This is a genomic window from Sphingobacteriaceae bacterium (assembly GCA_016715905.1).
Taxonomy (GTDB): Bacteria; Bacteroidota; Bacteroidia; order B-17B0; family Aurantibacillaceae; genus Aurantibacillus.
The window spans coordinates 661,566-683,654 of the sequence record JADJXI010000003.1; the positions used below are offsets into that span (position 1 = coordinate 661,566).

Sequence of the window (22,089 nt, forward strand, 5' to 3'; positions counted from 1 at the left end):
AATTCAGTGCTATCCTAAAGAACTTGTATCTTCGCTGACTTATGTCTGCCTCTATTTCTAAAATAAATCATTTAAAGGAAACCATTGTTTTGGCTTGGCCACTTGTAATAACGCAGTTAGGTCACGTTGTTACCGGCATGGTAGATAATGCCTTTTTAGGACAGTTAGGTGCAACCGAACAGGCGGCAGGAATTTTATGCAATAGCATTTTTATTTTAGTTTTAGTTTTTGGAATTGGAGTAAGTTTTGCCATTACTCCATTAGCAGCCGGGGCAGATGAAAAAAAACTAGAAGAAAAAAAAGTTTCATTATTCAAGAATTCGCTTTACGTTAATTTAGCTATTGCTTCAGTTTGTTTTGGGATTTTATATTTAGCATCACCCTTACTTCATTCAATGAAACAACCGGAAGAGGTAATTGACTTAGCGATGCCTTTTTTTGATGTGGTAATACTTTCGATTATTCCCTTATCCTTATTTTTTACCGGGAAACAATATTGCGAAGGGTTAAGTAATACCACATTAGCACTATACATCAGCGTTTTCGGAAATTTGATTAACATAGTATTAAATTACGGTTTAATTTATGGTAAATTGGGATTACCTGAATTAGGATACATGGGTTCTGCTTGGTCAACTTTTATTGCAAGAGTAATGATGGGTTTTGCGTTTTTATTTATTTTATTTTATGTAAAAGGTAAATGTAATGTAGCCGAACATTACAGAAAAGTAAAAATAAATATTAAGGAATTAAAGGAATTAATGGTGATTGGAATAAATTCGGGATTGCAATTTACTTTTGAAGTGGCAGCCTTTGTAATTGCCGGTTTAATGGCCGGAAGTTTTGGAAAAGAGGCAATGGATGCACATGGTATTTCAATTCAATTAGCGGCTTTTACCTATATGTTTGCAAGCGGCATAAGTAGTGCGGCCACTATTCGGGTGGGGAAATATAACGCAGTAAATGACTGGCAAAATATTTCTAGCAGCGGGAAAACGGCCATAAAACTGGTTGTACTGGTTATGGGCGGGTTTGGGGTTTTGTTTTTAATTTTCAGGAGTATTTTACCTATGGGATTTACAAACGATCCGGATATCATTTCATTATCGTCTAAATTATTAATTATTGCGGCAATTTTTCAATTATTCGACGGGTTGCAGGTAACCGTTATAGGTTTATTAAGGGGATTAGAAGATGTGAAGATTAGCACCTGGGTTACGCTAATAGGTTATTGGGGTATTGCACTGCCGTTGGCGTACTTTTTAGCTTTTTATTGTAAAATGGAAGTAGTTGGAATTTGGATTTCTTTATTGATAAGTTTAGCGCTGGTTGGAATTTCTCTTTTATTTAGATTTAATTTAATACTAAAAAGAAATTTGAAAGTTTAAGTTTCGCTAATTCTCACGTCTTCTATAACCAGTTGTATACTTTTTGTTCCGCGGAATTCATTTTCCTGAATTTTAAAAGCAATATCCATAGGCGTTTTTCTTTGAAAAAAATTCACAAAGTCGCCTTTGTCATAAGCTATAGCCTGAAAACGAAAATTCGGATTGGATTTCTGAAATAACTCAAGCTTTAGGTGATTACTGCCAACAACACGACCCCAACCGGTATCAAAAACATTTCTTGCGCAAAAAATAGGGGTCATGTTTTCAGGGCCATGCGGTGCAAATTGTCTTAAAATGCGAACCAATTTTTCTGTAATTTCGCTTAAATCTATTTCAATATCAATATCAATTTTTGGAATGAGTTGTTGCGGTGTAATGGTTGAACTAACTATTTGCTCAAATTTTTCTCTAAAGGCATTTACGTTTTCGGGTTTCAAAGTTAATCCCGCTGCAAATTTGTGACCACCAAATTGATCGAGCAGATCACTACATTTTTCTATGGCAGAGTAAATATCATATTCCTTCACGCTTCTAGCGCTACCCGTTGCTTTGCCATCGCTTTCTGTTAAGATAATGGTAGGTCTGTAATATTTTTCAATAAGTCTGCTGGCTACAATTCCAATTACGCCTTTATGCCATGATTTATTAAATAATACGATACTGGATTTACCACTTAATTCTTCTCCTTCCAGATATTCTATAGCTTCGTTGGTTGTACCTAAATCCAAATCTTTTCGTTGCGAATTGGTATCATTAATTCGCATGGCCAATTCATTCGCAATTTCATCATCTTCACAAATTAGTAATTCAACAGATTTGGAAGCATGTTCAATTCGTCCTGCTGCATTTATACGGGGTCCTAAAACAAATACCAAAGAGCTGATGTTTACTTCACTTTTTGTTTGGTATAAATTTAAAAGTGCCGCTATACCCGGTCTTGGTTTGGTATTTAATATTTTTAAACCGTGATAAGCCATTACCCGGTTTTCTCCGGTAATGGGTACAATATCTGCGGCTATACTGGTAACGGCCAGGTCTAAATAAGAATAACAAATTTCGGGCGGAAGAATATTTTTGATTGAAAAAGCTTCTATTAGTTTGAAACCGATTCCGGCACCACTTAATTCTTTGTACGGATAATTACAATCGTTTTGTTTTGGGTCTAATACTGCAAATGCATTAGGTACTATTTCACCGGGCAGGTGGTGGTCGCAAATAATAAAGTCAATATTTTTTTTGTTGGCGTATTCAATTTTATCAATTGCTTTTATACCACAGTCAAGCGCAATGATTAATGAGAATTGATTTTCAGCAGCGTAATCAATACCGGCATAGGATATTCCATAGCCTTCCCGGTAACGGTCTGGAATGTAAAATTCAATTTCCTGGATATAGTTTTTAAAAAAGCTGTAAACAATACTTACGGCAGTAGTTCCATCAACATCGTAATCCCCATAAACCAAAACTTTTTCATTTATGGCAATGGCACTATTAATCCGGTGAATGGCCTTTTCCATATTTTTCATTAAGAAGGGGTCGTGTAATTGGCCTAATTCGGGTCTGAAAAATAATCTTGAACTTTCGAAATCTTTAATCCCTCGTTGCATTAAAAGTGTGGCAACAATACGATCAACGCTTAATTCTTGCTGAAGGTGTTCAACAGTTTCTTGATTTGTTGCTGTTATTTCCCACCTTTTTTCCATCTTATGCTATATTATGATAAACGGCTTCTATATCATCGTCTTCTTCCATCTTTTCAATCATGCTCATCACTTCGGCTTCTTGTTCCGGCGTTAACTCTTTTGTAGTAGTAGGAATATAAACTTTGCTGGATTCCAAAACGGCTATCTTTTTTTCTTCGAGTGCAGATTGCATTTTTCCAAAGTCAATAAATTGAGTTTGAATGATAAATTGATTATTTTCTTCATCTACATTCAATTCTTCCAGGCCGTGGTCAATCAATTCTAATTCCAAATCATCTTTATTTAAACCGGCAGCATCTATTTTGAACATTACTTTTCTTTCAAACATAAAACTTACCGACCCATTCGTTCCTAAAGAACCTTCAGCTCTTGAAAAATACATACGTACGCTTGCTACGGTACGTGTTGGATTATTGGTTGTGCATTCTACCAATACCGGAACTCCGTGTGGGGCATAACCTTCATAAATAACCTCTTCATAATTCGCCGAATCTTTTTCACTAGCCCTTTTTATGGCAGCCTCAACATTAGCTTTTGGCATGTTTACTGCCTTAGCATTTTGCATAACCATTCTCAATCTAGGATTAGAATCAGGATTTGGTCCGCCTAATTTAACAGCCATTACAATTTCTCTTCCAATTTTTGTAAAAGCTTTAGCCATTTTAGCATAACGCTTAAACATGGTGGCTTTTCTTTTCTCAAATATTCTTCCCATGGTATTTTTTTAAGGACTACAAAGTTACTTTTTTAATCGATTTGGGGAATAAAAAAAGCAGATTTCGAAATGAAACCTGCTTGTTTTGTATTGAAATTTTATATTAAATACTAAAGAAGAAGTGAGCTACTGCATTCCACACCGGAGGTGTAGTATCGATCCAGTTTCCAATAACTACATTAGCCACAGTTTTAACCTGTAATGTAGTGCGTAAGTGACCAATTACATTGTTAGACGCATCTTGCACATCATAATTATCCATAAACTGACCAACAATAACATTATTGGCATTTTTAATTACTCCATTTTGTTCTATTGAACCAATTTGAACATTATTTGCGTTTGTAATAACGTTGTTATTAATATAACCTCTTACAATTCCGCCAATCATTATTGTTCCGTTTGGATCAACTTGAACATTGGTATTTCCTGTAACAGGAGTAATAGTTTGGGCCTTAAATCCTAAGGTTAATGATAAGAAGGCTAATACGAGTAGTTTTTTCATTTTTAACAGATTTATACCGCTAATTTACCTATTTTTTAGATTCCCAAAAACGCAAAAGGCCCAATTTAAGCCAATAATGAGTATAATATGCTAAAGAGTTAGTGGAAGGTGTATGTTAAAAAGAAAGAAAACAAGCAAATGATACTCTAAATTTTAGGTCGATTTCAGATTGTTCTACTTTTTAGGTCCCAAAATGCTAAAACCCCAAGTCATTCACTTTTATAGTAAGCAAAGCAATATCATCCGGAAAATTCAGGTTTCCCTTAAACTCATTTGCAAAATCTAAAATATTTGAATTAATGATGCCCGGTTTTTCGTTTATATTCTTTTTAATTAATTCTTTCAAGGAATCAAGTTCTAAAGATTTACCTTCAGCGTTTACAGTGTCCGTTAATCCATCGGTATAACAAATTAGTGAAAACTCACTGGCGTAATTAAATATTTCTACATCAATATTGATGATGCGTTCGGTTAAGCCAAGTAAAGTACAGCCATTAATCAGATGGATAAATTTATTTTCGTAATAAAGCAAAGGAGGATTATGGCCGGCATTTACATAAGTTAACTGTTGACTTTTGGTATTTATTTTTCCAAGAAATAAACTTAAAAATTTTTCATGCCGAGCATTGGTAATTACTCGTTTATTGATTTCTAAAATTAGGTCTTTTAAGTTATGGGTATAATTTATTAAGCTATGCAGAGTGGCCTGAATGTTGCTCATCAAAAGTGCGGCTGCAATTCCTTTTCCGCTCACATCAGCAATACAAAAGATATATTCGTGATTATTTAATCGTATAAAATCATAATAGTCTCCTCCAACTTGCTGATGAGGTTGATATAATGCGGCTACTTGTAAAAATTCATTATCGGGGAATTCAGAGGGAAATAACATGTTTTGCATATTTTGCGCAACCTCTAATTCTTTTTGTATTTGGGCCCGGTTCACACTATCCTTAAATAATTTTTTATTCTCAATGGCAACAATAATTAAATTGGTAAGTGTTTGCACAAAGGGGAGGTGTTTAATAGCAGCACTTAATTCTAATTTTTGCTGATCCACATCTCCCATTAAAACATAGGCTAAAGGAAACTGTTTGTGATTTACCGGCACTACGATTTCAAAATTTTTACTTAACTCACCTTTGGTAAAAGTGATGGTTTCAATTTCCGTGATGTTGAGTAACTCCGGTTCAAACTTTAATTCAGAAGCTTCTTCTTTAATTCCATAAGTTAGTATGCATTTCCAGTCCGTGTCAAAACTAAACAACACTAATTTCCCAACTCCTAATCTTTTTTGTAAAATGTCCTGATACAAATCCAGCAAATCCTGAGTAGGCGAATTTCTATTGATTGCTTTTGTAACTTCCAGCAAGGCACTCAGTTTTAATTCCTGAATGTATTTCTGTTCTAATATTTTTGAATTATCATCCAATTCTTATACCAAATACACCAATTCTTTTCCTTTTTTAGAAAATTCGGCTTCAATCCTTTCTTGTAAAGTTGTACTTAAGCGCAAACCAACAAAATCGGCTCTCACCGGAAATCGCTTATAGCTCCTGTCAACTAAAACGAGTGTGCTTAATTTTTTAACGGGTTTATCTAAAAATAGTTTCACGGCATAAATTAGTGTTTTACCGCTATTCATAACATCATCTACCAATACAACTACTTTATTTACATAATCTTTTTCGGTGAAATCAATTTTACTTTCTGTTTTCCAAGGTTCTTCTTTATCCATGGTGATTTTACCTAATTTGAATTTTTGATCGGATATCTTATTTAGTTTTTCAACAAGCACGGCGGCCATTTTATAACCATTCCCATCAATTCCTACTATTAGCAATTCTTTTTCGTTAAAATTATTTTCGTACACCTGATAGGCCAAGCGATTTAATTTTTGAGTGATTTCTAAGGTGTTTAGTATTTGAACCTTTTTTCCCATGCAATTAATATTTATTCGTATTAATAAGCTTTAATTAATTTTTTTAATTTTTCTTTAACCTGATTATTGGGTTCGCATAAAGGTAATCTAACGTAAGCCTTGCATAAATTTAATTCACTAAGTGCATACTTTACTCCACCCGGATTACCATCAGCAAATAACTGATCGGTAACATCCATAATTTTGTAATGTAAGCCACAAGCTTTGTCAAAATTACCCTTTAAACAAAAATTTACCATAGTGCTAAAATCTTTCGGAAAAACCTGCGCCACAACCGAAATAACTCCAACAGCACCTGCAGCCATTGCGGGCAAAGTTAAATTATCATCTCCACTCAAAACCATAAAATCTTTTGGTTTATTTTTAATGATTTTCATTATTTGCTCTATATTCCCACTGGCTTCTTTTGTTGCCACAATATTTTTAAAGTCTTTCGCTATTCGTAATTGAGTTTCCCAAGTTACGTTACTTCCGGTTCTGCCGGGAACGTTATAAAGTATGATGTCTTTTTTTGTACTGGCAGAAACGGCCTTGTAGTGTTGATAATATCCTTCCTGATTAGGTTTGTTGTAATAAGGAGCAACCGAAAGTATGGCTTCAAAATTCTTGAGATTGGCGTTTTTAATATTTTCCACAACTTCGGCTGTATTATTTCCTCCAATACCTAAAACTAAAGGTAATTTGTTCGCGTTTTTCTGAATTATAGTTTTTATCACCAATTCTTTTTCAACTTTAGTTAAGGTTGCACTTTCACCGGTAGTGCCCATAACTACGATGTAATCTACACCCCCTACATGTAAGTGAGAAACTATTTTCTTTAAAGCCTCCACATCTACATTACCTTTTTTATCAAAGGGCGTTACAATGGCAACGCCGGTTCCTTTTAATTTTTTATTACGCATAATTTTTATTTCAGTTTAAAATATTCAGTGGCCATTAATGCAATTTCATTTCCATAAGCCAAGCTTGCTGTTGCGGCCGGACTTGGACTATTAATTACATGCATGGCATTATCATGTTTTTCAATTTTAAAATCATCAAGCATTTCACCATCGGGCCCAAGCGCCATAGCTCTAATTCCACATCTAGCAGCAACAATGTCGTCCATTTCCAAACTTGGTATTAATTTTTGCAAACGTTTTAAAAAATAAGGTTTGCTAAATGCTCCTCGATATTCATCCAATCCAAACTTCCAGTGTTTAGCAAAAAACTTCCAGGTTCCTTTAAAGCCGAATGCTTCAGTTGTATCCTTTATGCTAAAAGCAGTTTTAGAATATCCCTCTCTATCAAAAACGAATACCGCGTTTGGTCCACATTCGGTTCCGCCTTTAATCATACGTGTAAAATGCACACCTAAAAATGGAAATTTAGGATTAGGCACAGGATAAATTAAGTTTTTAACCTTGCTTAATCCTTTCTCGGTTAGGTCATAATAGTCACCTCTAAATCCAACTATGGCCGCATCGGTTTTGGCACCTTCTTTTTTGGTGACACGATCGGCCTGTAAACCTGAAGTGCTGATGATGTATTTACCTTTAAATTCATTTTTTTCTGTAATTACTTTGCTTATTAATCCATCTTTTTCAAATCGAATAACTTTTTGTGAAGTTAAAACCTGACTGCCTCTGGCAATAATAAGTTCAGCATATTTTCTTGCTACATCACCATAATCAATAATTCCGGTACATCCAACCCATAATCCGGAAATGCCTTCACAGTAGGGTTCAATTTCTTTAATTCTTTTGCGATCTATGATCTCAATATCTTCTACACCATTGGCAATCCCGTTGTTGTACACCTTATTCATGTGAGCGAGTTCGCTTTCATGTGTGGCTACAATAATTTTTCCGCAAATATCGTGTTGTATATTATAATCCTTCGCAAACTTTACTAATTCTCTCCTTCCGGCCACACAATTTCTGGCTTTATAAGATCCGGGTTTGTAATAAATTCCACTATGGATTACGCCGCTATTGTGAGAGGTTTGATGGAAAGCAACCTCTTTTTCCTTTTCAAGTACTAGTACTTTTTTATTGGGATGCATTTGCGTTAGTTTATAAGCTGTAGCTAAACCAACAATGCCGCCACCAATTATTATTATATCAAATTCGGAGTTCATATTTATCTAAGCAAATGTATTAATTTAAAGGCTAAAAAGCATTACTTTTACGTAACAACAAATTAATATTTTATACGTGAAAATTATTTGTATAGGGCGAAATTATGCCGAACATGCTAAAGAAATGAAAGCCGAATTGCCCAAAGAGCCGGTGTTTTTTATGAAACCCGATACGGCATTACTTAAAGAAGGTGATTTTTATATTCCGGATTTTACAAACGATTTGCATCATGAACTGGAGTTGGTTTTAAAAATATGCAAAGCGGGGAAATATATTAAAACAGAATTCGCATCTACTTATTATGATGAAATAGGTTTGGGAATAGATTTTACCGCAAGAGATTTGCAGGCTAAATGTAAAGAAAAAGGTTTGCCGTGGGAAATAGCCAAGGCCTTTGATTCGAGTGCGCCAATCGGAAAATTTATAAAAAAAACCGATTTAACTTTAAATGATATAGCATTTGAATTAAAAGTTAACGGGGAAAGTCGTCAAATGGGCAATTCAAAAGACTTAATATTTAGTTTTGAAGAAATAATAGCTTATGTTTCTAAGTTTGTATCTCTAAGAGTTGGGGATTTAATATTTACAGGAACACCAAGTGGAGTTGGACCGGTAAAAATCGGTGATAAATTACAAGGATTATTAAATAACAACGAGCTATTGAGCCTAAATATTAAATAGTTTGAAAAAGATTGCGATATTATTTGTACGATTTTACCAATATGCCATTCGACCCTTATTACCGAATGCCTGCCGTTACACTCCGTCCTGCAGTGCATATGCCGTAGAAGCTATTCAAAAATATGGCGCGTGGAAAGGAAGTTGGTTAGGCTTGAAAAGAATTTCGCGTTGCCATCCCTGGGGTGGACAAGGTTACGATCCGGTTCCGTAAAACAGCAAAGATCAGAAGTGTTTAATTCATTTTAAATCAGATTTGTCTAGATCGCTAAATTATTATGCAAATTATTCTAATCAAGGCATTCGACTCAAACTCACTTCGTTTATTAAAAAGTGAATGAACTGTTAGTAATAGCATATAAAGTTTATCACCCCTTTCAAATTTTTCCTTAACTTTGTATACAGTTTGCAGAAAACTGTTATGTCCACAACTAAATACATTTTTGTAACCGGAGGGGTTACGTCTTCTCTTGGAAAAGGAATTATTTCGGCCAGTTTGGCTAAGTTATTGCAGGCTCGAGGTCATACAGTAACCATTCAAAAATTAGATCCTTATATAAACGTTGATCCAGGTACTTTAAATCCTTATGAACATGGCGAATGTTATGTAACTGATGATGGAGCTGAAACTGATTTGGATCTTGGGCATTATGAGCGATTTTTAAATGTGCCTACTTCTAAAGCAAACAACGTAACCACCGGAAGAATTTATCAATCAGTAATTGAAAAGGAAAGAAAAGGTGAGTTTTTGGGAAAAACCGTTCAGGTTATTCCGCATATTACGGATGAAATTAAAAACAGAATAAAACTACTTGGTAAAACAGGTCAGTTTCAATTTGTAATTACAGAAATTGGTGGAACTGTTGGTGATATTGAATCTTTACCCTATGTTGAGGCGGTTCGACAATTGAAATGGGAATTGGGTACTGATTGTATGGTAATACACTTAACTTTAATTCCGTATTTATCAACTACTGGCGAATTAAAAACCAAACCAACACAACATTCGGTAAAGTTATTATTGGAATACGGAGTTCAACCTGATGTTTTGGTGTGCCGATCAGAACATCCGCTGAATAAAGACATCAGAAAAAAAATTGCCTTGTTTTGTAACGTTGCTCCGGATGCAGTTATTGAGTCAATTGATGCCAGCACAATTTATGAAGTTCCATTATTGATGGAAAAAGAAAAACTGGATGTTATTGTTTTAAAAAAATTAGGCATCAATACAACTGAAGCTCCAAAGCTCGATAACTGGAAAAATTTTTTATATCATTTTCATCATCCGTTAAAAGAAATAAGAGTAGGAATAATTGGGAAGTATGTTGAATTAAAGGATTCTTATAAATCTATTTCAGAAGCATTTATTCATGCTGGTTCCGTAAATGACTGCAGGGTAAATATTGATTGGATACATAGTGAAAGTTTAACTGAAGAGAATGTGGCGCAAAAATTAAGTGGATTGAAAGGAGTTTTAGTGGCTCCCGGATTTGGAAACCGAGGAATTGAAGGTAAAATTGCCGCAATTAAATATGTACGTGAAAATAATATTCCCTTTTTGGGAATTTGTTTGGGTATGCAATGTGCCGTAATTGAATATGCCAGAAATGTATTAGGGTTAAAAGATGCGCATAGTCGTGAAATGAACCCGGCAACCAGCAGTCCGGTAATTGATTTGCTGGAGAATCAGAAAAGCATTTCCCATATGGGAGGTACTATGCGTTTAGGAGCATATACTTGTGAATTAGAAGAGGGCAGTAAAGTTTGGGAAATATACAAGAAGAAAACAATTTCAGAGCGTCATCGCCATCGTTACGAATTTAATAGCGAATACAAAAAACAATTTTTGGAATCAGGGATGCATCTTTCTGGCGTTAATCCTGAAGCAGAACTGGTTGAAATTATAGAATTGCCAACTCATCCCTTTTTCATTGGAGTTCAATTTCACCCGGAGTATAAGAGTACTGTTGAAAACCCGCATCCGCTTTTTGTGAATTTCGTTAAGGCCTGTTTATCCTGATGCGGCTTGAAGAAATAGGATACATCAGTAAAGCTAAAGGAATCAAAGGGGAACTTATATTAAAGCTCGAGAAAGAAATTAATATTGATTTGTTGAAAGCCCTATTTACAGAAGATGGTGGGAGTAAAGCGCCGCATTTTATTGATTTTACTTCAAACTCCAACAGTGGTTTATGTATAAAGTTGGAAGGAATTGATTCAATTGATCAAGCAAAAAAACTTATAGGAAAAAAAGTGTTTGTTGATGATCAGCTTATTATTGTTGATGAAAATGAAAATTGGTTAGTGGGTTATGAATTAATTGATAATGTTCATGGAAGTTTAGGGCCGGTTTTGGAAATTGAAGATAACGGCGCACAACTATTAATGCATTTAACTTATCGAAATCATCAAGTTATTTTGCCTTTAGTAGAAGACTTTATTGAAAAAACTGACGAGAAAAATAAACAGATTTATTATAATGCACCAGAAGGTTTAATAGCTATTTATTTGGAAAAAGATTTGGAGTAAGAATTTTACTTTTCAATAAAATTAAATTTCAATTGAAGGTTTTCCTCAAATAATTTTCCCTGATCTACCGAGTCATCATCTTCCTTTTCGTGTCGCCAATTTACTGTTAGTTCACAATTTTGGTCTGTTAAGGTTTTTAGTTTTTTAAGAATTAGCGAATAAACTTTAACGCTGGTTGAATTAATGTACTCTAAATCAAAAGTTACATTCACCCTTTTTGGAGCGCTGGCAATAAATTGATCAATCCAAGTAAAACATTCTTGATAAAATTTATGAGGATTTTCCGGTTTTGAATTCCCTGTAATCATAATTTCACCGGTATACGTCAATATTATTTCTGGTGATTTATTGGGTACCTCCAAAAGAATATAATTTCGCATAGTTCCTAAAAATTAAGTTAGTGAATTTGCATAATTAAAATGACAAATCAAATTTAATGGAGCATTGAATTTTTCTTCATTCAATTCAATCTCAAGAATAAAGGTGCTTACCTTCATTCCAACCAGCCTTTGAAAGTAATTGTTTGCCGGAATCAATGGCCCCTTCTTCTATCTGAGTGCCCATGGAGTCATTCCACCTGTTTAGATAGCCAAATAACGCAATTACCCCTAAAATTTCAACGATTTCAGCATCATTCCAGTGTTTTCTAAGATTCTCCGAAATTTCATCAGTAACGGCATTAGGAATAACAGATGCTGCCAAAGCTAAGTCTAATGCAGCTCTTTCGGCCTCGTTAAAGGATGGGTGTGTTTTATAATCCCATATGTTTTCAAGTTGTTCTTTTTCTGCGCCATATCTTTCTGCAGCTCTTATAGTGTGTGCTTGACAATATCGGCATCCACCCGCATTGCTGCTGATATAGCCTATGAACCTTTTTAAAGCACTTGTTACTCTTCCTTTATTTTCCATTACAGCCTTGTTCATTTCTATAAAGGCATAAGCAATTCTAGGACGGTGATACATGGTTTTTACACTATTCGGACAAAAGCCTAATGTTTCATTAAAAAACTTAATCAATTCGTTGAGTTCCGGATCGTGAATGTCGTTTACAGGACTAACAAGTGGTTTCTTCATATAATTAAATGTTTAAAGAAGCAATTTAATTAATATACACTAGAAATGGAAAAATAAAGTTGAACATACTCGTGATGTATACCATTTACTTACCTAAGTTTTAAAACTTTCTTGGCGGTTAAGCGCTTCATTTTTTTCTTACGCATCCCTCTCTTGGCTGCATCAACGGCTTGCAAAATAGATAAGTGCATATCGTCAGAAGTTTTACTACTGATAATATCTTTGCCGGCAAGACTAACAATTACAGTACATGAAAAATCATTCCTTTTAGCGGAAAGATTAAATTCAGCGCAAATTGCGTTTTTATCCAACTTTACAAAATTTAAAGATTTTTCTTTTATGAATTTATTAAGTGAAGGACTTGATTTAAAGTTGGTTGATTCAATAATTGTTTTCATAATTTTTAATTTTAAAGTATTTATCCTATTAATGGATTTGTAAAACTATATTCAAATTCGATGGTATTCGGCACACTAAGTACCGGAATAGGTGAGTGGTTTACAAACTGTTGCGTGTAAGAGCCTTTTATCAATTGTTTTAAATTAAAATCATGTTTACTCATTGTGGTGATTAGATCGATTTTATTTTTTTTAGCAAACTTCAAGCTATCTTCTGTAAAATTATCTGATTTCAGCAAACAACTTTCATTAGGAATTGCAGTATCATCTAAAAAGGACTTTACCTGTTTCATGTAAGCTTGTACTTTTAACTTATCTGATTTACTATTGCTTTCCAGATAACCAACAATATAAATTTTAGAAACAAATACTTTTGCCAAAGTAGCTACAAAATTTACTTTTTGCCTGGAGTTTAATTCCAAACGAATAGGTAATAAAATTCGCTTGAAAGAAATTCCTTTTATTCTTTTTTGCAAGGTAAGAACCGGACATTTCGCTTCTGAAACTACCCGATATGCATTGCTGCCAGCAAAAAATTCTGAAATTCCGGAAGTGCCATGAGTACCCATAATGATTAAATCAACTTTCTTTTTTGAAGCAAACGAAATTATTTCCTGATGAATAACATTTAATTTTGAAGAACAACTAATTTTCACCCCCTCATTTTTTGTAATTTCTTTGGTGATTTTTTTCAAGTTATTTTCTGCTTGCTTTAACAAACGATTATAAAAACTATCATTGGTGGGTAACAAGGCACTCGAATTAGCATCCAAATATACCGGCGCAATTACATGTAATAATTCAATTTCAGCCATAAAACATTTCGCAACAAATATTGCTTCGCGCAAGGCATTAGACGAAAACGGCGAAAAATCAAAAGGAACTAAAATACGTTTGATTTTAGAAGTTTTAATGGGTTTGATTTTATTTGAAGTTTTCATGTTTGATGAGTTTGTCTAAAGTTAGGACTATTATTTTAAAAGAAAATTGATTTCTGTCATTTTACTGAACTTCATTAAACCTATTGTGGAATAAAATAACATTTGGTAAGATAAAGTTCATTTTTAAAATAATAAAAATAACATAAAAAGTGTCATTCAAAGGCGATATTTGTATATTTATAATTCGCAATTTTTCAATTTGCAAATTCAACGCTTCAGTTTTTTTTGTACATTTTGTAAGTAAAGTTTTCATGATTTCTTCAAAACAAAAAAACCCACTACCGTGGGTTTGCTTTTATTTGAGTGCGGAGTGGGGGGGATTCTCCCCAACAAGTTGGGGACCGGTACACGGTAAAGCGAAGCCCCAATTTATTGGGGATTCCTTACGGCTGTAATGTTTAAAATATTTTTACCTGATTGAAATAACTGTTGTAGTTGAGCGTGACTGTATTTTTTGAGTACTTTTTCTCTTTTTAAAGTAGATTTTTTATCGGTAAATATTTCCACGTGAACTAACTTCCAAGGCATTTTGGTAGAAGTATATTTTGACCAAGCATTATTGTGTTGATTGAGTCGCTCAATATAATTCTCACTGAATCCTTTATAAAAAGAACCATCAAATTCACTTTGTATCACATAAACATAAAAAGACATTTATAAAAAAACCCACTAAGGTGGGTTTGCTTTTATTTGAGTGCGGAGTGGGGGGGATTCTCCCCAACAAGTTGGGGACCGGTACACGGTAAAGCGTATCCCCAATTTATTGGGGATTCCTTACGTCTGTAATGTTTAAAATATTTTTACCGGATTGAAATAACTGTTGTAGTTGAGCGTGACTGTATTTTTGAGTACTTTTTCTCTTTTTAAAGCAGATATTTTATCGGTAAATATTTCCACGTGAACTAACTTCCAAGGCATTTTGGTAGAAGTATATTTTGACCAAGCATTATTGTGTTGATTGAGTCGCTCAATATAATTCTCACTGAATCCTTTATAAAAAGAACCATCAAATTCACTTTGTATCACATAAACATAAAAAGACATTTATAAAAAAACCCACTAAGGTGGGTTTGCTTTTATTTGAGTGCGGAGTGGGGGGGATTCTCCCCAACAAGTTGGGGACCGGTACACGGTAAAGCGTATCCCCAATTTATTGGGGATTCCTTACGTCTGTAATGTTTAAAATATTTTTACCGGATTGAAATAACTGTTGTAGTTGAGCGTGACTGTATTTTTTGAGTACTTTTTCTCTTTTTAAAGCAGATATTTTATCGGTAAATATTTCCACGTGAACTAACTTCCAAGGCATTTTGGTAGAAGTATATTTTGACCAAGCATTATTGTGTTGATTGAGTCGCTCAATATAATTCTCACTGAATCCTTTATAAAAAGAACCATCAAATTCACTTTGTATCACATAAACATAAAAAGACATTTATAAAAAAACCCACTAAGGTGGGTTTGCTTTTATTTGAGTGCGGAGTGGGGGGGATTCGAACCCCCGGTACACGGTAAAGCGTACGACAGTTTAGCAAACTGTTCCTTTCGGCCTCTCAGGCACCACTCCTAAATTCTAAAAATAGAGTCGCAAATTTAGAAAAAAAACAGTATTCTAGTATTTTTTGGACTAGATAATTTTAACTTAAACCTTCACGTGGCTCCAAATTCCATATAAAAATCTAAAACAGAGGTTTTTTGACCATTTTATAATTAAATAAAGCAAAAATCTGTAAAAAAACCGCAAACTGTATTAAATTTGTACTAAGGAGTAAGAAATGGATATCAAGTCACAATTAGTTGAAATTTTGTCTAAAGAAAACTATACTTTTTCTCAATTGGCAGAATACTTAAATATGAATGAGGATGATCTCACTAATGCTTTAAATAACAAAACATTAGAATTAAGAAATTTAGAGTTGATCTCAAAAGCGTTACGTGTTCCTTTATATAGCTTTTTTAGAGGTAATGAATCGGAAATCAATTACAACGAAAAGCCGTATTATATTAATAAATTATGGACCGGTGATGATACGGTTAAAAACGAAGGTCAACTCCAAAATGAAATTGGATTACTTAAAGAAATCATAGGCCTTAAAGAAGAGCAGATCAAAAAAATTCGCCCTTGATCCTCAAAATTCTTCTTACGTAAATTATGATTAGTGAATTATTTATTACCTTTTTTTTAGTTTTAGTAAACGGTTTTTTTGTTGCCACAGAATTTGCTTTGGTAAAAGTACGCGGGTCACAGCTCGACCTGAAAATTCAAAAAGGCAATAAAAGGGCAAAACTTACTAAATATTTAACTGAACATCTGGATTCTTATTTATCCGCTTCTCAACTAGGAATTACTTTATCCTCTTTGGCTCTGGGAGCTGTTGGCGAATCAGTAATTTCCCGAATTGTTGAAACTTCTTTTATTCGATCCGGATGGATTCTCGATGGATTAACTATTCACAGTATTTCACTACCCATTGCTCTTACTTTATTAACTTTTTTACATGTTACTTTTGGAGAACAAATTCCTAAAATGATAGGAATAAAATACAGTTTAAGTGTTAGCTTATTTATCGCCTGGCCAATTCGCATTTTTTATTTTTTATTAAGTCCATTTATCTGGTTGCTGAATAAAACTTCAAATGTAGTACTTCGACTTTTTGGTATTAAATCAGTGGGTGAAGAAGTACATACTGAAGAGGAATTAAGATTAATTTTAACCGAAAGTGAAGAAGGCGGAGCTATTAAACCCAGTGAAAATGAGTTAATTCAAAATGTTTTCGATTTTGACGACCGAATCGTAAAACAAATAATGGTTCCACAAAACAGAATGGTTGCCATTGATGTAGAGTTAGGCCGAAATGAAGTAACCAAATTAATTATTGATGAAGGTTTTTCCAGAATACCTATTTATCTAGGTGATATCGATCATGTTGTTGGCGTAATTCACACCAAAGATTTATTGAAAGCACTAATCAATAATAGTTTTCGTTCATTAAAAGATATTATGCGCCCCGCTCATTTCATACCTGAAAGTATGAAGATTAACGAATTATTAAGAGATTTTCAACGTCATCATATTCAAATGGCCATTGTAACAAATGAATTTGGATCAACTGCAGGAATTGTTACTATGGAAGACATTATTGAAGAGTTGGTTGGCGAAATTCAGGATGAACATGATGAAGAGAAACCAAATGTTGAAGTTAAAAGTGACACCGAATATATTGTGAATGCCCAAGCCTCAATTACCGACGTGAATTCGGCTATTCCTATTGCACTTCCAATCGATTCACATTATGAAACAGTCTCTGGTTATATCAATTTTATTTATGGTCGTATTCCGGCGGTGAATGATAAAAGAATCAAAGACGGATATGAAATAACCATTTTAAAAAGGAGCAGGCAAAGTGTTGAAAGTGTTCGCCTGAAAGTTGTCGAATCTTGATTTTAGATAAAGTATATTGGAGTGAAAGATATAAGAATGAGCAAACCGGTTGGGATATTGGTTATGTTTCTACCCCGTTAAAAAATTATTTCGATTCATTATCCGACAAAAGTATTAAAATACTTATCCCGGGTGCAGGTAATGCTTATGAAGCGGAATATTTACACCATTTAGGATTTGAACATGTTTATGTTTGTGATTTAGCGGCCGAGCCTTTAAATAATTTAAAAAAAAGATGCCCTTCTTTAAACAAAAATTATTTAATACAAGAAGATTTTTTTAAACTCAATCCTGCTATTTATCAATTTGATTTAATAATAGAGCAAACTTTTTTCTGTGCCTTAAACCCAGCATTACGTCAAAATTATTTTGAAAAAATGTTAGAGTTGCTTACCCAAGGCGGAAAGTTGGTTGGTTTGTTGTTTAATTGCAAATTTGAACAATCGCCGCCATTCGGAGGTGATGAATTAGAATATCAATTGTATATAAGAGAACTTTTTAAAATAAATACATTTAAGCATTGTGAAGATTCTATTCCGGCAAGAACCGGAAAAGAATTGTTTATGATTTTAGAAAAAGCATGAATCAGCGCGAGTTATTTTTAAAGCATGTGGCGCAAACTAGTTATTCGCCCATGATGGGCATTGATTTGAATATCGTTAGTGCGCAAGGTTCTGTATTAGTTGATGTAAATGGAAAATCGTATGTCGATTTGATCAGCGGAATTTCTGTGAGTAGCATTGGGCATTGTCATCCAAAAGTGGTAAAAGCAATTCACAATCAGGCTTCAAAGTATATGCACTTGATGGTTTATGGTGAATATAATCAAACTCCCCAAGTAAAGTATGCGCAAGTAATTTCCAGCCATTTACCTTCAAATTTAAATTGTGTTTATTTCACAACAGGAGGCAGTGAAGCTGTAGAAGGAGCCATGAAGCTGGCGAAGCGTGTAACAGGTCGTACAAAATTTATCAGTTTTAAAAACGCTTACCATGGAAGTACACAAGGTGCACTAAGTTTAATGGGTGATGAATATTTTAAAAATAGCTTCAGGCCTTTGTTGCCGGGCGTGGAGATTTTAGAATTCAATAATATTAATGATTTAAATAAAATAAATACAGACTGTGCCGCTGTTTTCATAGAACCGATTCAGGGGGAAGCGGGTGTGATTGAGGCCACAGTTGATTTTTTAAAGGCTTTGCAAATAAAATGTAAAGAAACCGAAACGCTTTTGGTTTTTGATGAGATTCAAACCGGATTTGGCAGAACCGGTAAATTGTTTGCCTTTGAACACTTCAATATTGAACCTGATATTTTATTGGTGGCTAAGGCCATGGGAGGAGGTTTACCAATCGGTGCTTTTATTTCCTCCAAAGAGAATATGAATCATTTTTGTGACAATCCGGTTTTAGGACACATCAATACTTTTGGAGGAAATGCAGTTTGTGTTGAAGCAGCACTTGCTAGTTTAAATGTAGTGCTGGAAGATAAATTGGTTCAAAGAGCAATGTGGATTGAAAACTTTGTTAAATTTAATTTAAAGAATCCAAGGATAAAATTTTTAAGAATGAAAGGAGCCTTGGGCGCAATAGAATTTGAAAGTGTTGAATTTTGTCAACGGGTTATTAAAAAATGTATTGAGAATGGCGTAATAAGCGATTGGTTTTTATTTTGCGACAAGGCTATGCGTATTGCCCCGCCACTAAATATAGAAGAGGCTGATTTAAGCCATTCCTTAAAAATTATTAATAATTCTATAAACGATCTTTAAAGGTTGCAAAAGTTTATTGGGATTTGTAGATTTACATATATAAAAAAATAAAAATGGGTTTATTTAATAAATTGAAGAATGAATTTATCGACATCATTGAATGGGTTGATAGTTCAAATGATACAATAATCTGGAAATTTCCAAGATTTCAGAATGAAATTAAAATGGGTGCTAAGTTAACTGTGCGTGAAAGTCAAGTAGCGGTATTTATGAATGAAGGTAAAATTGCCGACGTTTTTCAGCCGGGCATGCACACGCTTCAAACACAAAATATGCCTATACTATCTACTTTAATGGGATGGAAGTATGGATTCAATAGTCCCTTCAAAGCAGATGTTTATTTTGTTAGCACCAAACAATTTATTGATCAAAAATGGGGAACTAAAAATCCAATTACATTAAGTGATCCTCGTTTTGGTTTTATAGAATTGAGAAGTTTTGGAACTTTTGCATTTCGAGTTACGGATGGCGGAAAGTTTATTAAAGAAATTGCAGGTACCGACGAGCATTTTACAACGGAGGAAGTTACCAATCAACTCCGCAGTATGATTGTTACAAAATTTACAGATGCTGTGGGAGAAGGTAATATACCGGTTGAGAAATTTGCTTCTAACTTAGAAGAATTATCAACCTTAGGAAAAGAAAAGTTAAATAATGATTTTCAGGAATACGGATTAAACATTACCAAGTTTTTAGTTGAGAATGTTTCAATGCCTGAGGAATTGAAAAAAGAAATTTTCAATTACTCTCGTTTGCAATCCGGAATTGACATGAATAAATTGGCTCAATTCAATACAGCTAATGCGATAAAAGATGCGGCTAAAAATGAAGGTATTGGTGGTGCTGGAGTAGGAATGGGTGTAGGCTTTGGAATGGGAAATATGATGACCAATATGATGAATCAAAGTGGAGCTAATAATTTAGGAACAGGAAACAACACACCTCCACCACCTCCCATTATTCAATTTCATGTTGTTGTAAATGGAGCACAAGCCGGTCCTTTTCAACTAGAACAATTAAAGGCAATGATCACAAATGGTCAACTTACTAAGGCTACTATGGTTTGGAAAGCCGGAATGGCCAATTGGGCATCTGCAGAGTCGCAGCCAGAGTTGATTAATTTATTTAGTCAAGTTCCACCACCACCTCCTATAGGATAATGCCTGTAAAAATTAAAAAAGCGCAATAAATTATATTGCGCTTTTTTTTTATTCTTTTTCCGAATTAATTAGCTTCCTTCAAATAATTCAAAATTAGTTTCCAATAATTTATTTTTAACCGCAAACATAACCACACCGGCAGTGTTACTAACTCCTAATTTACTCATGATATTTTTACGATGTGTATTTACTGTGTGTGTACTCAATGATAATTTATCCGCTATAAGTTTATTGGATAATCCTTCAGCAATGGCAATAATGATTTCAATTTCACGATTGGTAACACTTACACCATGACAGCCAATTGATTTAATGTACGAAGGACTTTCAACAATTTCGGGAGCTGTAGTTAAAATAGAAAGAATTTTACTACAAACAAACTTCTCTCCTTTCAAAGTAGAGCTGATTGATTCCAATATCTCTGTTTTATCACAATCTTTAGTCAAAAATCCAAAGGTGCCACTATCCAATACTTTTTTTAAGTCTGGTTTATTCAATAATTCAGTAATCACAACAAATTTAGTTCTGTTGTATTTTTGAATCAATTTCTTTAAACCTCCAATAGATATACCCAGTGATAAAAAGTCTGCTATTAGTAGATTCGGTTTTGAAATTTCAAGTTGGCTCTCTAAACTCTGAATATCTCCACAAACTGTTGGTAATAAATCAAAGCCATTTAATTCACCTACAAGTAGTTCGAGGCCTACTCGGGTAAGATAATTTTTATCGGCTATTAGTACTTTTACCATGTTATTTAGAATAACTTTAAACAAAAATAGACAATATAGCCTAATATTAAAAACTAAATATTGAATTTTTTACCATCAGTTGCTAATTCACTATTGGGAAAAACAGTTTTTGATTCTGTTAAAAACTGATCAAGATCAGGATAACGGGTAGAAAAATGCCCTAAAATTAATTTTTTCGCTTTAGCGTTTTTGGCAATTTCTGCCGCTTGTTTAGCAGTGGAATGAAATGTTTTTTTTGCCCTGGCCAAATTATCTTCTAAAAAAGTGCTTTCGTGATAAAGTAAATCAACATTTATAATGTGATTAACTACCTCTAAATTGTAAATCGTATCACTGCAATAAGCAAAGCTTCTAGAAGGAAAAGGATCTAAGGTTACTTTTTGATTTTTCACGGTTTTTCCCGAATTGTTTATTACATCTAAGCCTTTTCGTAAAGCCGGAATATCCGCTGTGCATAATCCAAATTTTTCCAAGTTTTCTTTATCTATTTTTCTAGGTAGAGGTTTTTCCTTGAACAAAAAACCGGTGCAGAAAATGCGGTGCTTTAATGGAAAAGAAAATATTTCAACTTTATCGTCTTCAAAAAGTAAACGAAGCTTGTCATCTTTTGTGAAAGTCCACTTAATTGAAAAGGCTAAAGTAGATTCCGAAACATGTAATGCTTTATCAATAAATTCTTTCAAATTTTCTGGCGCATAAATATGTATGTCGGTTTTTCTGCCTAATAAATGCATTGAGCTAAGTAAACCGGGTAATCCAAAAAAATGATCTCCGTGTAAGTGCGAAATAAAAATATGATTGATAGCTTGCAGCTTACTTTTATATTTTCTCAGTTGAATTTGAGTGGCTTCACCGCAATCAATTAAAAACCAACGCTCGCAAATATTTAGTATTTGTGAAGTTTGATTTCTCTCGGAAGTGGGAATGGCAGCTGAAGAACCTAAAATTAAAAGCTCAAATTTTTGTCGGTTCAT

The 22,089-nt window shown here is 33.9% G+C and carries 26 protein-coding genes and 1 tRNA gene; 10 read left to right on the top strand and 17 right to left on the bottom strand.

The window, feature by feature from the left end:
* The first annotated feature begins 41 nt into the window (after positions 1-41).
* Entirely contained in the window at positions 42-1,388 is a 1,347-nt protein-coding gene (locus tag IPM51_03290; GenBank protein MBK9283322.1) for an MATE family efflux transporter, read from the top strand.
* Here the strand turns inward: IPM51_03290 and recJ are convergent.
* The 7 genes from recJ to lhgO form a co-directional block, all read right to left on the bottom strand.
* Positions 1,385-3,091, bottom strand: a complete 1,707-nt coding sequence (gene recJ / locus IPM51_03295; GenBank protein MBK9283323.1) for a single-stranded-DNA-specific exonuclease RecJ — start codon at positions 3,089-3,091, stop codon at positions 1,385-1,387. The genes IPM51_03290 and recJ overlap by 4 nt on opposite strands.
* Position 3,092: 1 nt before the next feature.
* Complete coding sequence (locus IPM51_03300) at positions 3,093-3,806, bottom strand: YebC/PmpR family DNA-binding transcriptional regulator (protein ID MBK9283324.1); 714 nt, start codon at positions 3,804-3,806, stop codon at positions 3,093-3,095.
* 103 nt (positions 3,807-3,909) lie between these two features.
* On the bottom strand, positions 3,910-4,311 hold the full coding sequence (locus IPM51_03305) for a hypothetical protein (GenBank protein MBK9283325.1): 402 nt from the start codon (positions 4,309-4,311) through the stop codon (positions 3,910-3,912).
* Between the two features lie 196 nt (positions 4,312-4,507).
* Positions 4,508-5,743: a SpoIIE family protein phosphatase gene (locus IPM51_03310; GenBank protein MBK9283326.1), complete on the bottom strand. Its 1,236-nt coding sequence runs from the start codon at positions 5,741-5,743 to the stop codon at positions 4,508-4,510.
* A gap of 3 nt (positions 5,744-5,746) precedes the next feature.
* Complete coding sequence (locus IPM51_03315; protein ID MBK9283327.1) at positions 5,747-6,253, bottom strand: phosphoribosyltransferase; 507 nt, start codon at positions 6,251-6,253, stop codon at positions 5,747-5,749.
* 20 nt (positions 6,254-6,273) lie between these two features.
* Positions 6,274-7,155 carry a 4-hydroxy-tetrahydrodipicolinate synthase gene (locus tag IPM51_03320; GenBank protein ID MBK9283328.1) on the bottom strand — a complete coding sequence of 294 codons (882 nt, stop codon included), beginning with the start codon at positions 7,153-7,155 and terminating at the stop codon, positions 6,274-6,276.
* A gap of 5 nt (positions 7,156-7,160) precedes the next feature.
* Positions 7,161-8,372: an L-2-hydroxyglutarate oxidase gene (lhgO, locus tag IPM51_03325; GenBank protein ID MBK9283329.1), complete on the bottom strand. Its 1,212-nt coding sequence runs from the start codon at positions 8,370-8,372 to the stop codon at positions 7,161-7,163.
* Positions 8,373-8,448: 76 nt separating this feature from the next.
* Here lhgO and IPM51_03330 point away from each other — a divergent pair, with 76 nt between their 5' ends.
* From IPM51_03330 to IPM51_03345, 4 genes are all read left to right on the top strand, one after another.
* Entirely contained in the window at positions 8,449-9,054 is a 606-nt protein-coding gene (locus IPM51_03330; protein MBK9283330.1) for a fumarylacetoacetate hydrolase family protein, read from the top strand.
* A 1-nt stretch (position 9,055) separates the two neighbouring features.
* Entirely contained in the window at positions 9,056-9,265 is a 210-nt protein-coding gene (gene yidD, locus IPM51_03335; GenBank protein ID MBK9283331.1) for a membrane protein insertion efficiency factor YidD, read from the top strand.
* A 207-nt stretch (positions 9,266-9,472) separates the two neighbouring features.
* Positions 9,473-11,071 (top strand): CTP synthase, encoded by a 1,599-nt coding sequence (locus IPM51_03340; protein MBK9283332.1) that lies wholly within the window; start codon positions 9,473-9,475, stop codon positions 11,069-11,071.
* Positions 11,071-11,580 (top strand): hypothetical protein, encoded by a 510-nt coding sequence (locus IPM51_03345; protein ID MBK9283333.1) that lies wholly within the window; start codon positions 11,071-11,073, stop codon positions 11,578-11,580. The genes IPM51_03340 and IPM51_03345 overlap by 1 nt, the downstream gene beginning before the upstream one ends.
* A gap of 5 nt (positions 11,581-11,585) precedes the next feature.
* On the opposite strand, the gene IPM51_03350 is transcribed toward IPM51_03345, so the two are convergent.
* From IPM51_03350 to IPM51_03385, 8 genes are all read right to left on the bottom strand, one after another.
* Positions 11,586-11,960 carry a DUF1987 domain-containing protein gene (locus tag IPM51_03350; protein MBK9283334.1) on the bottom strand — a complete coding sequence of 125 codons (375 nt, stop codon included), beginning with the start codon at positions 11,958-11,960 and terminating at the stop codon, positions 11,586-11,588.
* A 91-nt stretch (positions 11,961-12,051) separates the two neighbouring features.
* Entirely contained in the window at positions 12,052-12,654 is a 603-nt protein-coding gene (locus IPM51_03355; protein MBK9283335.1) for a carboxymuconolactone decarboxylase family protein, read from the bottom strand.
* An 89-nt stretch (positions 12,655-12,743) separates the two neighbouring features.
* Entirely contained in the window at positions 12,744-13,052 is a 309-nt protein-coding gene (locus IPM51_03360) for an HPF/RaiA family ribosome-associated protein (protein MBK9283336.1), read from the bottom strand.
* A 20-nt stretch (positions 13,053-13,072) separates the two neighbouring features.
* Positions 13,073-13,993 carry a universal stress protein gene (locus IPM51_03365; GenBank protein MBK9283337.1) on the bottom strand — a complete coding sequence of 307 codons (921 nt, stop codon included), beginning with the start codon at positions 13,991-13,993 and terminating at the stop codon, positions 13,073-13,075.
* 369 nt (positions 13,994-14,362) lie between these two features.
* Positions 14,363-14,647 carry a GIY-YIG nuclease family protein gene (locus IPM51_03370; GenBank protein MBK9283338.1) on the bottom strand — a complete coding sequence of 95 codons (285 nt, stop codon included), beginning with the start codon at positions 14,645-14,647 and terminating at the stop codon, positions 14,363-14,365.
* Between the two features lie 135 nt (positions 14,648-14,782).
* Positions 14,783-15,037, bottom strand: a complete 255-nt coding sequence (locus tag IPM51_03375) for a GIY-YIG nuclease family protein (protein ID MBK9283339.1) — start codon at positions 15,035-15,037, stop codon at positions 14,783-14,785.
* A 106-nt stretch (positions 15,038-15,143) separates the two neighbouring features.
* On the bottom strand, positions 15,144-15,428 hold the full coding sequence (locus IPM51_03380; protein ID MBK9283340.1) for a GIY-YIG nuclease family protein: 285 nt from the start codon (positions 15,426-15,428) through the stop codon (positions 15,144-15,146).
* Between the two features lie 43 nt (positions 15,429-15,471).
* A tRNA-Ser gene (locus IPM51_03385) sits at positions 15,472-15,560 on the bottom strand.
* A gap of 208 nt (positions 15,561-15,768) precedes the next feature.
* Between IPM51_03385 and IPM51_03390 the strand changes: the two genes are divergently transcribed.
* The 5 genes from IPM51_03390 to IPM51_03410 are packed head-to-tail and all read left to right on the top strand — an operon-like array spanning position 15,769 to position 20,366.
* A complete protein-coding gene (locus tag IPM51_03390; GenBank protein MBK9283341.1) occupies positions 15,769-16,119 on the top strand; it encodes a hypothetical protein in 351 nt (116 codons plus the stop codon).
* 26 nt (positions 16,120-16,145) lie between these two features.
* Positions 16,146-17,435, top strand: coding sequence for an HlyC/CorC family transporter (locus IPM51_03395; GenBank protein ID MBK9283342.1), 1,290 nt, complete (start codon positions 16,146-16,148; stop codon positions 17,433-17,435).
* Complete coding sequence (locus IPM51_03400) at positions 17,432-18,019, top strand: methyltransferase domain-containing protein (GenBank protein MBK9283343.1); 588 nt, start codon at positions 17,432-17,434, stop codon at positions 18,017-18,019. Before IPM51_03395 ends, IPM51_03400 begins: the two co-directional genes overlap by 4 nt.
* Positions 18,016-19,206 carry an aspartate aminotransferase family protein gene (locus tag IPM51_03405; GenBank protein ID MBK9283344.1) on the top strand — a complete coding sequence of 397 codons (1,191 nt, stop codon included), beginning with the start codon at positions 18,016-18,018 and terminating at the stop codon, positions 19,204-19,206. The genes IPM51_03400 and IPM51_03405 overlap by 4 nt, the downstream gene beginning before the upstream one ends.
* Positions 19,207-19,259: 53 nt before the next feature.
* Complete coding sequence (locus IPM51_03410) at positions 19,260-20,366, top strand: SPFH domain-containing protein (protein MBK9283345.1); 1,107 nt, start codon at positions 19,260-19,262, stop codon at positions 20,364-20,366.
* Between the two features lie 68 nt (positions 20,367-20,434).
* Here the strand turns inward: IPM51_03410 and IPM51_03415 are convergent, their stop codons facing one another.
* Both IPM51_03415 and IPM51_03420 read right to left on the bottom strand, forming a co-directional pair.
* Positions 20,435-21,115, bottom strand: a complete 681-nt coding sequence (locus IPM51_03415; protein ID MBK9283346.1) for a response regulator transcription factor — start codon at positions 21,113-21,115, stop codon at positions 20,435-20,437.
* A 53-nt stretch (positions 21,116-21,168) separates the two neighbouring features.
* Positions 21,169-22,089: a ribonuclease Z gene (locus tag IPM51_03420; GenBank protein ID MBK9283347.1), complete on the bottom strand. Its 921-nt coding sequence runs from the start codon at positions 22,087-22,089 to the stop codon at positions 21,169-21,171.